The organism is Polaribacter sp., assembly GCF_036480315.1.
In the GTDB taxonomy this organism is placed as follows: Bacteria; Bacteroidota; Bacteroidia; order Flavobacteriales; family Flavobacteriaceae; genus Polaribacter.
This window is the reverse complement of the sequence record NZ_JAZGGG010000039.1, coordinates 1-14,406: the sequence shown is the minus strand read 5'-3', so window position 1 is coordinate 14,406 and position 14,406 is coordinate 1. Positions and strand designations below refer to the sequence as shown.

At 29.3% G+C, this 14,406-nt stretch carries 13 protein-coding genes; 10 read left to right on the top strand and 3 right to left on the bottom strand.

The window, feature by feature from the left end:
* The first annotated feature begins 11 nt into the window (after positions 1–11).
* Positions 12–1,013, top strand: a complete 1,002-nt coding sequence (gap, locus tag V3V28_RS07655) for a type I glyceraldehyde-3-phosphate dehydrogenase (protein ID WP_331364434.1) — start codon at positions 12–14, stop codon at positions 1,011–1,013.
* Between the two features lie 82 nt (positions 1,014–1,095).
* Here gap and V3V28_RS07650 read toward each other — a convergent pair whose 3' ends face one another.
* Together V3V28_RS07650 and V3V28_RS07645 are read right to left on the bottom strand one after the other, a co-directional pair.
* The gene (locus tag V3V28_RS07650; RefSeq protein ID WP_331364433.1) at positions 1,096–1,476 is read right to left on the bottom strand and encodes a RidA family protein; all 381 of its coding nucleotides are present in this window, start codon (positions 1,474–1,476) and stop codon (positions 1,096–1,098) included.
* Between the two features lie 130 nt (positions 1,477–1,606).
* Complete coding sequence (locus tag V3V28_RS07645) at positions 1,607–4,243, bottom strand: putative LPS assembly protein LptD (RefSeq protein ID WP_331364432.1); 2,637 nt, start codon at positions 4,241–4,243, stop codon at positions 1,607–1,609.
* A gap of 146 nt (positions 4,244–4,389) precedes the next feature.
* Between V3V28_RS07645 and V3V28_RS07640 the strand changes: the two genes are divergently transcribed.
* From V3V28_RS07640 to V3V28_RS07600, 9 genes are all read left to right on the top strand, one after another.
* Positions 4,390–5,481 (top strand): N-acetylmuramoyl-L-alanine amidase family protein, encoded by a 1,092-nt coding sequence (locus tag V3V28_RS07640; protein WP_442957525.1) that lies wholly within the window; start codon positions 4,390–4,392, stop codon positions 5,479–5,481.
* A gap of 53 nt (positions 5,482–5,534) precedes the next feature.
* On the top strand, positions 5,535–6,500 hold the full coding sequence (locus tag V3V28_RS07635; RefSeq protein ID WP_331364430.1) for an MlaD family protein: 966 nt from the start codon (positions 5,535–5,537) through the stop codon (positions 6,498–6,500).
* A gap of 9 nt (positions 6,501–6,509) precedes the next feature.
* On the top strand, positions 6,510–7,826 hold the full coding sequence (locus tag V3V28_RS07630) for a (Fe-S)-binding protein (protein WP_331364429.1): 1,317 nt from the start codon (positions 6,510–6,512) through the stop codon (positions 7,824–7,826).
* 126 nt (positions 7,827–7,952) lie between these two features.
* Complete coding sequence (locus V3V28_RS07625; RefSeq protein WP_331364428.1) at positions 7,953–8,732, top strand: (Fe-S)-binding protein; 780 nt, start codon at positions 7,953–7,955, stop codon at positions 8,730–8,732.
* Positions 8,733–8,782: 50 nt separating this feature from the next.
* Positions 8,783–9,727 (top strand): 1,4-dihydroxy-2-naphthoate octaprenyltransferase, encoded by a 945-nt coding sequence (menA, locus tag V3V28_RS07620; protein WP_331364427.1) that lies wholly within the window; start codon positions 8,783–8,785, stop codon positions 9,725–9,727.
* A gap of 9 nt (positions 9,728–9,736) precedes the next feature.
* The gene (locus V3V28_RS07615) at positions 9,737–10,252 is read left to right on the top strand and encodes an SRPBCC family protein (RefSeq protein WP_331364426.1); all 516 of its coding nucleotides are present in this window, start codon (positions 9,737–9,739) and stop codon (positions 10,250–10,252) included.
* 10 nt (positions 10,253–10,262) lie between these two features.
* A complete protein-coding gene (locus tag V3V28_RS07610; protein ID WP_331364425.1) occupies positions 10,263–11,303 on the top strand; it encodes an o-succinylbenzoate synthase in 1,041 nt (346 codons plus the stop codon).
* 44 nt (positions 11,304–11,347) lie between these two features.
* On the top strand, positions 11,348–12,325 hold the full coding sequence (locus V3V28_RS07605) for a CPBP family intramembrane glutamic endopeptidase (RefSeq protein ID WP_331364424.1): 978 nt from the start codon (positions 11,348–11,350) through the stop codon (positions 12,323–12,325).
* Positions 12,312–13,397 carry an AMP-binding protein gene (locus V3V28_RS07600; RefSeq protein ID WP_331364423.1) on the top strand — a complete coding sequence of 362 codons (1,086 nt, stop codon included), beginning with the start codon at positions 12,312–12,314 and terminating at the stop codon, positions 13,395–13,397. The genes V3V28_RS07605 and V3V28_RS07600 overlap by 14 nt, the downstream gene beginning before the upstream one ends.
* Before the next feature lie 11 nt (positions 13,398–13,408).
* Here V3V28_RS07600 and V3V28_RS07595 read toward each other — a convergent pair whose 3' ends face one another.
* A complete protein-coding gene (locus tag V3V28_RS07595; RefSeq protein ID WP_331364422.1) occupies positions 13,409–14,212 on the bottom strand; it encodes a helix-turn-helix transcriptional regulator in 804 nt (267 codons plus the stop codon).
* Between the last annotated feature and the right edge of the window lie 194 nt (positions 14,213–14,406).

Sequence of the window (14,406 nt, the reverse complement as noted above, 5' to 3'; positions counted from 1 at the left end):
AGAGTAAAAAAATGATAAAAGTAGGAATTAACGGATTTGGAAGAATTGGAAGATTAGCATTCAGGTCTACAGTAAATAGAAAAGACGTACAAGTTGTAGCAATTAATGATTTATTAGACGTAGGTTATTTAGCATATATGTTAAAGTACGATTCAGTTCATGGTAAATTTGAAGGAACTGTTGAAGTAAAAGATGGTAAATTAGTTGTAAACGGAAACGAAATTAGAATTACTGCAGAAAGAGATCCAGCTAACTTAAAATGGAATGAAGTTGATGCAGAATATGTAATCGAATCTACTGGGTTTTTCTTAACTGAAGAAACTGCTGGAAAACATTTAACTGCTGGAGCTAAAAAAGTAGTTTTATCAGCTCCTTCTAAAGATCATACACCAATGTTTGTAATGGGTGTAAATAATACAGAATTAAAAGCAGATCAAAAGATTTTTTCTAATGCATCTTGTACTACTAACTGTTTATCTCCTATTGCAAAAGTTTTAAATGACAATTGGGGGATTTCTGAAGGTTTAATGACAACTGTTCACGCTGCAACTGCAACTCAAAAAACTGTTGATGGTCCTTCGATGAAAGATTGGAGAGGCGGACGTTCTGCTATTGGTAACGTAATACCTTCTTCTACAGGAGCTGCAAAAGCTGTAGGAAAAGTAATTCCTGCTTTAAACGGAAAACTAACAGGTATGGCATTTAGAATCCCTACTATGGATGTTTCTGTTGTTGATTTAACTGTGAAGTTAGAAAAACCAGCTACATATGCAGAAATTTGTGCTGCTATGAAGGCTGCTTCGGAAAGCGGACCAATGAAAGGTGTTTTAGGTTATACTGAAGATTTAGTAGTTTCTCAAGATTTTGTTGGAGATACAAGAACTTCAATTTTTGATGCTAATGCAGGTATTGCATTAAATGATAACTTTGTAAAAGTTGTTTCTTGGTATGATAACGAAATTGGTTATTCAACTAAAATTGTAGATTTAATTGAATATTCTGCTTCTTTGTAGAATTCAAAATATACTCAATAAAAAACCTGATAGATTTATTTCTATCAGGTTTTTTTAGTTTTGAATATTGAATACAGTTCACTTATTTCACTGCAATTGCACTAATCTCAACATTTACAAATTTAGGTAAGTTTGCTACTTCTACAGTTTCTCTTGCAGGCGCAGTTTTTTCGTTAAAGTACAGGCCGTAGACCTCATTTATTTCAGCAAAATTATGCATATCAGAAATAAATATAGATGTTTTAATAATATTTTCAAAAGTCATTTCTGCAGCAGCTAAAACTTCTTTCATGTTTTCCATTACTTGTTTTGTTTCTTCTTTAATAGAATCTAAAACCAATTCTCCTGTTTCTGGATTTATAGCAATTTGCCCAGAAGTATATAAGGTGTTTCCAGTTAACACAGCTTGATTGTATGGCCCAATTGGTGCAGGTGCTTTTGTAGTTGTTATTATTTTTTTCATGTTTTTTAAGTTTCAAAGTTTCAAAGTTTCAAAGTTTCAAAGTTCTCTGAGTTTTCATTTTTGCTAACTGCTAACTGCTAACTGCTAACTGCTAACTGCTAACTGCTAACTGCTAACTGCTAACTGCTAACTAAAACAATCTTCTATCTGGTGGTTTATTTTTATCCCATTTTAAATCGGCTAAAACAGAAGATTTTACACCAATAAAAAAAGTATATGAAGAGTTTGTACCAAAGGGCACCCAATTAAAATTGAATTGCCAACTGTCTAAATCTCTGGTGAAATTAAATCTAGAAAAAGTGAATGCGCCACCTTTAACATCATAACCAGAAGAATAACCCATTTTCCATTTGGGAGATAATTCTACATTACCACTAAAAACAATACTATGTACACCAATTTCTCCACCATCAATTCCGTTATTACTATAACTTGCAGAATATCCTAAAGCAACAGACCACGGAATATCTGCGTTATATAATTTAGTCTCTTTATTTTTGTCTTTTGAATCAGAATTGATGTTATTTCTTTGCCCGAATCTATCTGTTGGGTTTATATCTGCCCCAATAATATCTGGTGTGTTATTGGCGTTACCATTATTAGGTTTGTCTTTATTATCCTTGTCAAAATCTTTGCTAGATATAGAATAGTTAGCTGTTAAATTTGCGTTTGTTAACCTAAAAACATTAGAGTTGAATTCATTAATATTTATAATTGATCCGCTTGATGTTTTAACCGCTTTATATGGGTTTAAAGAACCACTTAAATTTACAGCCAATTTATCTTTAAATAAACGAGTTCCTGCAGAAAAATTTACTGGAGACCAGCGTAAACTATCTGCAGCAATATTGTAGGAACTATTAAAATTTAAGTTGTTTAATAATGTTACTTTTTCATCTTCTTGCTCACTATCAGGATCTTTGGGAGCTACTTTTGCTTCCAAAACATTGTTTAATGAGATTCCTATAGAATTACTCAAACCAGAAGATGGACTTCCATAAATTCCTTGGTCGAAAACTGTATAATCTAATATATCTGTTGCATCTGCGCTTTGTTGTACTTGTTTAAGATGCTTGTCTTTAAAATCTGGTCTATAAGAATAAGAAATAGAAGGTCTAAATGTATGTCTAATTGCTTTTAGTCTTCCTTTTTTAAAGTTGAAAGTACCATAAATATTAGTAGATAAGCTAATGCCTGCGTTGTATTCTCTATAGCTTTTAAAACCTCTTAAAGTATCTGTAACAACTACATTGTCTGTAATGTCATATTCTTTATTTATATAATCAAACTGCCAAGTTTCTTCATAGTTTACATTTGGTGATAAAGTAAAGTATTTAAAAGCTTTTATATTAGTGCTTGTACCAGTTTTATGTTGTACTCCAGACCTTGCGGTTTCAAACATTTTTTTTGTAAAAAACTCATCATCATCAGTATTAATTAAATATTGACCTTGCATGGTGTAATTGAAACCCATTTTTTGAATCGGAGTTTTCTGTATTCCTCCTTTTCCTGCAAACGGAAAAACTCTATCCATATTTACCGTTAAAGACGGCAAAGTCATTGTTATTTTTTCTGTATTTGTATTTTGTTGATGTGTAGCAGTAAGGCTCATATTAAACGGAGTGCCAACAAATGTTTTACTGTAATTTATTGAAGAATTAAAAGTATTAGTTTGCGATTGAGAAACATTAAATTGGTTTTGAGATTCTCTAAAGAATTTACTACTACCTAAATTTACAGAAGCAGTAAATCTAGAATTCGGACTTGCTTTAGAATCTTGATTATGGCTCCATCTAATATTAAAGTTATTTGCTTTGCTGTAATTATCAAAACCTCGAATACCGTTTATATTGTTTTCAAAATTAAAACTAAAAGTACCATTAAAACGATATCTTTTGTTATAGTTAGATGAGGTTCTAAAACCCCAACTTCCGTTAGAATAGGCATCACCCAAAACGGTTAAATCAAAATAATCATTAATAGCAAAATAATATCCACCGTTTTGAAAACCAATTCCTCTATCTGAACTTCCTGTATCAAAAGCAGGAATTAAAAAACCAGATGTACTTGTTTCAGTCATCGGAAAATAAGCAAAAGGTAAGAATATAGGTGTAGGAATATCCGCAATAACTAAATTACTTGCTCCAACAATTATTTTTTTTCCAGGTACTAATTTTGCTTTATCAGTAGCTATATAATAATCTGGATTTTCCTTTTCGGAAGTAGTAAAGCGTATTTTTCTAATGTAAATTGTTGAATCATTTACACGTTTCGTTTTTTCGCCATAAGTAAACATTTCACCTTGTTTGGTTTTTAATCCATAAATTAATGCACGTTTACTTTTAAAATTATAAATAATAGAGTCTTGTTCAGATTCTTGTCCGCCTTGTTTAAAAACTGGGCGTTGCACATAACCTGTAGAGTCAATAATTCCTTTTGCAAAAAGGATGTTTTTCTTATAGTCAATAATTATAATACCAGCTTTTAAATCAATATCCGTATAAACAATACTAGCTTCATTATATAATGAAACTGTTTTGTTTTTAGCGTCTTGTATGGTGTAATCTTTGGCATTATGAGTAATAATGTCTTCAATAGTTTCTTTAGGTTTTATAGAGTCTCTAGCTATTGTATCTATTTTTTTTGATAATATTGAGTCATTTTTAACAAATGGTTTTAACTCTTTTTTTTGTGGTTTTGTGGTGTCTTTTTTTACAGCAAGTATTTCTGTTTTATGAATAGGTTTTATTTCTTGCGAAAAACCCATTTCTATAAAAAAGAAATAGCAAAATAAAAGTATGTATGATAGGTTTGTTTGCAATGCTATAAATGCTATTTTTGTATGGAAGTAAAAATATGGCTCAATATTTGAATCAACAAATTTAATAAGCCAAAATTAGTTAAATTTTATTGATGCAATTACAACAAACTCACAAATTTAAGACCAAAGCAAATTTTTTTTTTGTTTTTCTATGCATTTTCTTTTTTTCGATGCACTCTTCATCTATTTTTTCACAAAAAAAATATGTTATAGTTATTGACGCAGGTCATGGTGGTAAGGACCCAGGGAATTTAGGGAACGGATATAAAGAAAAAAATATAGCACTTAAAGTAGCTTTAAATGTTGGAAAAAAATTAGCGAAAAAGAAAGATATAAAAGTAATTTATACAAGAAATAAAGATGTTTTTATAGAGTTATGGAAAAGAGGCGACATTGCAAATCATGCAAAAGCAGATTTATTTGTCTCTATTCATTGCGATTCTCATAACACCAATGCCTATGGAGCAGGAACTTTTGTGTTAGGTTTAAGAGGTAATAAAAAGAATTTAGAAATTGCCAAAAGAGAAAATGCATCTATTTTAAAGGAAGATAATTATGCAGATAGATATGTAGGTTTTGATTCTAATTCAGCTGAATCTGTTATCGGGCTTTCACTTTTACAAGAAGAAAATTTAGATAGAAGTTTAGCAATTGCGAGTTTAATTCAAAACAATTTTGCTTTTAAGCTGAAAAGAGAAGATAGAAAAGTAAAACAAGATAATTTTCAGGTTTTAAGAGAAACCATTATGCCAAGTGTTTTGGTTGAACTAGGTTTTTTAACAAATAAAAAAGAAGGTAGGTTTTTAAACTCTAAAAAAGGGCAAGCACAAATGGCAGGTTCAATTGTAGATGCTATTGAGAATTATATTAGTAATTTAAAGTTAAATACGGTTGTAGATACTGTTACAAAACAATCTGTAGTAGATGCTATTGAATATAAAATTCAAATTGCATCTGGTAAAAATAAATTGGCTACAAAATCATATAACTTTAAAGGATTAAAGGATATTGAAAGAGTTAAAGTAAGTGCTTTTTATAAATACTATTATGGAGGCACATCAAATTATGAAGAAATTAAAAAATCATTAAAAAAAGCAAAGACAAAAGGTTATCGTTCTGCTTTTATAGTTGCTTTTAAAAACGGAGACAAAATATCTGTATCAGATGCTGTTAAAATGCAGTAGATTGGTCGTTTCTACCAAAAAATATTAGTAATATTGTATTCAAACTTTAGTGCATGTCAAAAGAATTAAAAATAGGATTTATTGCTGTAGTTATTATTGCCCTTTTTATTTGGGGTATTAATTTTTTAAAAGGCGAAAACCTTTTAGATGGTGGTTCTCGTTATTTTCAAGTAGAATATAGTAAAATTGGTGGACTTAATAAAGCTAGTTCTGTTACGATTAATGGGTTAAAGGTAGGTAAAGTAGATAGAATAGAGTTTAATAAAACCCCGGAGAAAAGAGGACATTTAATTGTTCGCTTTTCAGTTGAAAACGATTTTGAATTCTCAAAAACTAGCATTGTTAAAATTTATTCTCCAAATCCTTTAAGTGGTTCAAATTTAGCAATTATACCAAATTATGATGGAGATATGGCCATTTCAGGAGATCTGCTAGAAGGAGAAATGGAAGAAAGTTTATTTACTTCTATTGGTGAAAAATTAAATCCAATTCAATCGAAATTAGAAAATGTATTAGTAAGTGCAGATTCATTATTTAAAAGTATAAATAATGTTTTAGATACTAAAACATCAAAAAGTATAAAACGTTCTTTACAAGGTTTAGAGTATACAATTACTGATGTTAGAAAAACATTAAATTCAGTAAATTCTCTTTTAGATTCAAGTGCAATTAATTTCAAAGTAACTATTGAGAATACTAGGTCTATTACAGAAAACTTATCAAAAGTATCAGATACTATTGCGAATTCTAATATTGGTGGAATTTTAAGAAAAACAGAAATGACTTTAACTTCTGTAAATTCTCTTTTAGAAGGAATAGATAAAGGAAAAGGAACTCTTGGTATGCTGGTAAATGATGATGCTATGTATACAAATCTAACCAATGTTTCTAAAGAGTTAGAAGAGTTGTTAAGAGAAATGAAATTGAATCCAAAACGTTTTGTACACTTTTCATTATTTGGTAAAAGAGCAACAGCTTTCGATAAAGAGAACAATACCAATAATAAAACCAATAAATAAAAATCTAATATGCAATACTTACCAAACTTATTTTTTGCAATAGCTTTAATAGTCGGACTTGGTTTTTTTGTGATGAATATTCGCAAAATATCTAGAAACATTAAATTAGGAAAAGATGTAGATAGAACAGATAAAAAGCCAGAAAGATTAAAAAACATGATTAAAATTGCTCTTGGGCAATCTAAAATGGTAAAAAGACCTTTTTCAGGTTTTTTACATATTGTAGTTTATGTAGGTTTTATAATCATTAATATAGAAGTTTTAGAGATTATTATTGATGGGTTATTTGGGACTCATAGAATGTTTTTAGGTTTTTTAGGCGAAAGTATTTATGGGTTTTTAATTGGTGCTTTTGAGGTTTTAGCTGCATTAGTTTTTGTAGCTGTTGTGCTGTTTTGGTTGAGAAGAAATGTATCAAACATAAAAAGGTTTTTGAGCAAAGAAATGAAAGGTTGGCCTAAAAATGATGGAAATTATATTCTGTATTTTGAAATGGTTTTAATGACTTTATTTTTAGTGATGAATGCTACTGATCCAGTATTTCAACAAGCCGGATCTGGTAATATAATCAGTCAGTTTCTTACACCGCTTTTTGATGGATTTTCTCCAGAAGCAGTTCATTATATAGAAAGAAGTGCTTGGTGGATTCATATTTTAGGAATATTAGTTTTCTTAAACTACTTGTTTTACTCAAAACATTTACACATATTATTAGCGTTTCCAAACACTTATTTTGCAAATTTAAATCCAAAAGGGCAATTCAATAATTTAGAATCTGTTACTAATGAAGTAAAATTAATGATGGATCCAGATGCAGATCCTTATGCCGCTCCAGCGGAAGGAGCAGAAGAAGTGATTCCAGAAAAATTTGGAGCATCAGATGTTACAGACTTAAATTGGGTGCAATTATTAAATTCTTATACCTGTACTGAATGTGGTAGATGTACATCTGCTTGTCCTGCAAACTTAACAGGTAAGGAATTATCGCCTAGAAAAATCATGATGGATACCCGTGATCGTTTAGAAGAAGTTGGTAGAAATATAGATGCAAATAAAGGAACTTTTGTAGATGATGGTAAGCAGTTATTAAACGATTATATTTCTCCAGAAGAACTTTGGGCGTGTACAAGTTGTAATGCTTGTGTAGAAGAATGTCCTGTAAATATTGATCCATTATCTATCATTTTAGATATGAGAAGATATTTAGTAATGGAAGAAAGTGCAGCGCCACAAGAATTAAATTCTATGATGAGTAACATCGAGAATAATGGAGCGCCTTGGCAATACAATCAGCAAGACAGATTAAACTGGGCTAAAGAGGATTAGTACAGTTTTTTAGTTGCAGTTAGCAGTCATCATCTGAATGAAAATGGAATTCTTTTTTAAGAATTTTGTATGGAGAAGTTTTAACAATTACACGGATAAAGAATTAAACAAATAAACATCAAAATTATGAACGTACCAACAATGGCAGATATGATGGCTCAAGGAAAACAACCAGAAGTGTTGTTTTGGGTTGGCGCAGCAGGAAGTTATGATGATAGAGCAAAAAAAATATCAAGAGCTTTTGTGAAAATATTACATGAAGCAAATGTAGATTTTGCAGTTTTAGGAACTGAAGAATCATCTACAGGAGATGCCGCAAAAAGAGCAGGAAACGAGTTTTTGTTTCAAATGCAAGCAATGATGAATATTGAAGTTTTAAATGGATATAAAGTAAAGAAAATTGTTACTTGCGATCCGCATTCATTTAATACTTTAAAAAATGAGTATCCTTCTTTAGGGGGGGAGTATGAAGTTCTCCATCATACACAATTCATTCAAAAATTAATTTCTGAAGGACGTTTAAAACTTGATGATACTACCTTAAAAGGTAAAAGAGTTACTTTTCATGATCCTTGTTATTTAGGAAGAGCTAATGACGTTTATGAGTCTCCAAGAGATTTAATAAAAAGATTAGGTGTTAATTTAACAGAAATGAAACGTAGTAAATCTACAGCACTTTGTTGTGGAGCAGGAGGAGCACAAATGTTTAAAGATGCAGAAAAAGGTGATAAAGAAATTAATATTTTAAGAACTGAAGATGCTTTAGAAACCAAACCAAATATTATTGCAACTGGTTGTCCTTATTGCAATACAATGATGACAGACGGAATTAAATTTAAAGAAAAAGAAGCAGAAGTTGTTGTAAAAGATATAGCAGAATTAATAGCTGAAGCAAACAATTTATAAACTACAATTACACTTTAAAACTTAAAAAAGCATTTGAGGTCTGTTCAAAAATGATTAAAAACTACACAAAAGCGGCACGTTTAAGAACTTTACCTTTATCGGTTTCGGGTATTATTGTCGGCTCAATACTTGGAAATGAAGTTTATTATCAAAATTTAAATTCTAATATTTCTTTTTGTGATTTTGGATGTCCAACTATTATACAATCACCAATTTTCTGGCTAGCAATTTTATCTACAATTGGTTTCCAAGTATTATCAAACTTTGCAAATGATTACGGAGACGGAATAAAAGGAACTGATGATAACCGAAAAGGTGAAGCAAGAATGGTTTCTTCTGGAGCTATTAGTCCAAAGCAAATGAAGCGGGCAATGATAGTTACTACAATTATCACTTTAATAATATCTTTATTTCTCATTTATGTTTCCTTCGGTAAAGAAAATTTTGAGTATTCAATCTTATTTTTCGGATTAGGAATTGCTTCAATTGCTGCAGCTATAAAATACACAGTTGGTAATTCTGCATACGGTTATAGTGGTTTAGGAGATGTTTTTGTGTTTTTGTTTTTTGGTTTATTAAGTGTTGTTGGTTGTTATTTTTTGTACACAAAACAAATCAATTTTAAAATATTCTTACCAGCAATTTCAATTGGGTTGTTAAGTGCGGCAGTTTTAAATTTGAATAACATGAGAGATCAAATTGAAGACAAAAAGAATCATAAAAATACTCTGGTTGTTAAATTAGGTAGTCAAAAAGCAAAAATTTATCATTATGCATTAATAATAGGTGCTTTAATTGCTGCTCTTGTATATGTACAATTTGATTATTATTCTCCAAAACAATATTTCTTTTTAGTCGCTTTTATTCCTTTAGTATTAAACATAGTTGTAGTTGCCAAAAATATAATTCACGCAGATTTAGACGCCGAATTAAAGAAAGTAGCATTGAGTACCTTTTTATTTGCTATTTTGTTTGGAATCGGACAAATTTTTTAAATATCATTTATGAAAACAATAAAAATAATTTTAGGAATCATTACAACTTTAGTTGTTATTTTCTTGGCAACAGGTTTAATTGTAAAGGAAACAAATTATACAGCTCAAGTTTCTGTAAACAAATCTGTTCAGGAAGTTTTTGAAGTGTTTAATAAAAAAGAAAACATAAAAAACTGGATTCCGGATATAAAAACTTTCGAAGTTGTAAATAACAACCCAGGAATAACAGGAAGTATTTATAAGATTGTTGTAGAAAATCAAGGTCAAGAGATTGCAATGACAGAAAAAGTTTTGGCATACGTACCAAATGAAAAAGTTACGTTATTTTTTGATGCTGAAAATATGTTAAAAACAGATGATTATGTTTTTACTGAAAAAGACGGAATAACAACAATTGTTTTAAACTCTAGTTGCCAAAGTGATTCTTATATTATGGCTTGTATGTTTCCGTATTTTAAAGGAACTTTTCAAGAACAAGATCAAACCTACTTGAATAACTTTAAAGCGTTTATAGAAAAAAAATAACTTTTCACTTTTGATAAAAGCAACTTACAAAAAGTATATTCTCAATTTTAAAAATCCAAGTGGAACTTCACGCGGAATTTTAAAAACCAAAGAAACTTGGTTTATTATTTTAGAAGAAAATAATAAAAAAGGAATTGGAGAAACAGGTCTTTTTAGAGGTTTAAGTATAGATGATGTTCCAGATTATGAAGAAAAATTAATTTGGGTTTGTATTAACATCAATCTTGGTTTAGATGTTTTATTGAAGGAACTCTTAAAGTATCCATCTATTCAATTTGGTTTAGAACAAGCTTTTTTATCACTAAAAAGTAAAACTGTATTTGAATTATATCCATCTCATTTTACACAAAGGAAAAAAGCAATTCCTATAAATGGTTTAGTTTGGATGGGAGAAAAGGAGTTTATGAAAACTCAAATCAAAGAAAAGCTTAAGACTGGTTTTACATGTATTAAAATGAAAATTGGTGCTATCGATTTTAATACAGAAATTGAGTTGTTAAAATCCATCAGAAAAGAGTTTTCAGCGCAAGATATTGAGTTAAGAGTAGATGCAAACGGAGCTTTTAAATCAAATGAGGCTTTAGAGAAGTTGAAAGTGTTATCAGAATTAAATATTCATTCTATAGAACAACCTATAAAGCAGGGTCAAGTTGAAGAAATGGCAGAATTATGTGCCAAAACACCGTTATCAATTGCGTTAGATGAAGAATTAATTGGCGTATTTTCTTTCGAAGAAAAAAAGCAATTATTAGAAACTATAAACCCACAATTTATTATTTTAAAACCAAGTTTAATTGGTGGTTTTTCTGGAAGTAAAGAATGGGTTAATTTAGCCGAAAACAAAAATATTGGTTGGTGGATAACTTCTGCTTTAGAAAGTAATATAGGTTTAAATGCAATTGCGCAGTTTACGTTTAGTTTAAACAGTAAATTACCACAAGGTTTAGGAACTGGCGGTTTATTTACTAATAATTTTGAAAGCCCTTTGGAAGTTATTAAAGGAACTTTACAATACAATAATTCCAAAAAATGGAATTTTAATTTGATTTAATAAAATCATTCTGAACTTTTTTCAGAATCTTTAAAAAATAATATATGAATTACATACAACAAGCATTTAAAGGAAGAAATGAATGGTATCATTGGGTTTTTACAATTCTATTAGTATTTGTAGGGTGGCAAATTTTGGGTGTTTTACCATTAGTGTTTGCTGCGGCAGCTAAATCTGCAGATTCTATTGAATTTATGAAAGCTGCTCAAGATAATTTTATGTCTTTAGGAATTAATAGTAATTTATTGCTTTTCTTAATGATTTTAATGTTTTTTGTTGGGCTTATTTTTCTTTTTATTTCGGTAAAATATATTCATAAAAGAACCATTATTTCTTTGGTAACCAGTAGAAGTAAAGTAGATTGGAAACGATTTTGGTTTGGCTTTTTTACTTGGGGGGTAATTGCTGTAGTAAGTATTTATATAGGAATTTTAATGACTCCAGAAAACTATACATGGAACTTTAAAGCAACTCCATTTTTTACTTTAGTAGCAATTTCTTTTTTGTTTTTACCGTTTCAGACTTCTTTTGAAGAATTGTTGTTTAGAGGATATTTTATGCAAGGTTTAGGCGTTTTAGCAAAGAACAGGTGGTTGCCTTTAATTTTAACATCGGTTTGTTTTGGTTTGTTACATGGCGCAAATCCAGAAGTAGAGAAGTTAGGTTACATTTCTATGGTTTTTTATATTGGTACCGGTTTTTTCTATGGAATAACAACCTTAATGGATGAAGGAACAGAATTAGCTTTAGGTTTACATGCAATTAATAATATTGTTGCTGCCTTTTTTGTAACAACAGATTGGACTGTTTTTCAAACTGAAGCTTTGTATGTAGATACTTCAGAGCCTTCTGTTGGTTGGGAAATGTTTTTCCCGGTTTTGGTTTTATATCCGTTAATGTTATTGTTATTTTCAAAAAAGTATGGTTGGAAAAACTGGCAAGAAAAATTGACAGGTAAAATTTATGAACCAGTAAATTTAAAAGAAAACTATAGAATTTTAGAAGATATTGGCACAGAATAACTTTCATAAAAATTTTAAATTAAATAATAATTCGTTTACAAATGTTGATGAATTATTAGCTTATACATTTGACTTTTCTAAAGACAATTATCAATTTTTAAAAAGTTGGTTTTCTGATTCTGACTTTATAATTGTACAAACTTCTGGTTCTACTGGAAAACCAAAACCAATTCAACTTAAAAAAGAGTTGATGAGAAACTCTGCTTTTGCAACTGGAGTTTTTTTCAAACTAAAAGAAAACACAACTGCTTTATTATGTTTGCCAGTTGAGTATATTGCTGGTAAAATGATGTTGGTAAGGGCGCTAACTTTAGGTTGGCATATTGATGTTGTTGATTCTAATTCTAATCCTCTAGAAGCTATTAAACAGGATTATGATTTTTCTGCAATGGTTCCTTTACAAGTTGAAAACTCAATAAAAAATCTTTATAAAATAAAAAAGCTAATTGTTGGTGGTGGCGTTGTGTCTAATCAGCTTCAAGAAAAATTACAAAATATTTCTACGGAAGTTTTTGCTACTTATGGTATGACGGAAACGATTACTCATATTGCTGTTAAAAAGCTGAATAATATTACATCATTGCGAGGAAGAATGATAAAGCAATCTCTTTTTAATGAGTTTTATAAAACATTACCAAACGTAAATATTTACAAGGATGTAAAGAGTTGTTTGGTAATTGATGCACAAAAAGTTAGCGAAGAAATCATTTTTACAAATGATGTTGTAAATTTAATTTCAGAGAATCAGTTTGAATGGTTAGGTCGTTTTGATAACGTTATTAATTCTGGCGGAATTAAATTACATCCAGAAAAGATTGAAGAAAAATTATCTAAAATTATAGAAAACCGTTTTTTTGTTATTGGAATTCCTGATGATAAATTAGGTGAAAAATTGGTTTTAATTATTGAAGGTGTCATTTCAAGCACAGTCGGGGAATCTTTAAAAATACTTAAATCACTTTCTAAATTCGAAATTCCAAAAGAGATTTATTTTGTTGATGAATTCGTAGAAACAGAAACTGGTAAAATTCAACGAAAAATGACTTTTAAAAAAGTGATTAATTATTATTAGGATATAAGTTTTTATATTTTTAACAGATAATCTCTTAAGTCTGTTTCTTCTTCTAACTCCATTTTTTTCTTAATTCTATATCTGGCAGTTTGTACAGATCTTGGGTCTATTAATAATATTCTAGCTATTTCTTTAGTTTGTAAATGAAGTTTAATAAACATACAGTGCCTTAATTCTGTTTCCGATAAATTAGAGTGATTGTTTAATAGGGTGTCATAAAAACCATTATAAACAGCATTAAAGTGTTTTTTTAAACTTTCCCATTCTTCATCTCTTTCTAAAACATAATCTATCTGTTTTATTATGTTTTTTTGTGCTAATTTATCTTCTGTTTTTAAGCCTTTTACGTCAGCTTTAATCTCTTTGAAGTATTGTTTGTTGTGCAGTAAGTTTGATGTTAAAGTTAAGTTTTCTTTATCTTTTTCTGTTTTTTCTTTATTAATTTTTACTATTTTTTCTTGAGAAAATTTTTGTTTCTTTTTTGTATTTTCAATAATAAAATAATAACCAATTAAGGCTAATATAAAAAGAAAACAAATTATAATTAAAGAAGTTTTTAAGCTGTAATTTGTGTTAGATAAAGATTCTTTTTGAAGTATTACTTTTTCTAATTCAAATTTTGAGTTTAACTTTTTAATTTGCTCTTCAAGTTCTTTGTTTGTTCTGTCTTTATTACCTGCCAACACAGATAGCATTTCAATAGAATTATGTCCAATAAGCTCTATACTAAAAATGCAATCACTAGATTTTTTAGAGACTTGATGTACGGAAATACTTATTGTGTTTTCACCTTCTTTAAAAATATTACCGTCCAAAATAGTTGCCTTAAATTCATGTTCTTCTTCACCATCAATAGTTTTATTAGCTAAAGTTTTATTATTGATTACCTGTTGTGCATTATAAAAAAGCTGTTCATTGATTAAGAGAATCGTATATTTAATTGAATTTCAAACATTTAAATAGATGAACAGCTTTAGAGCAAATTACGAGAAAATTTTAGAGGTATTAA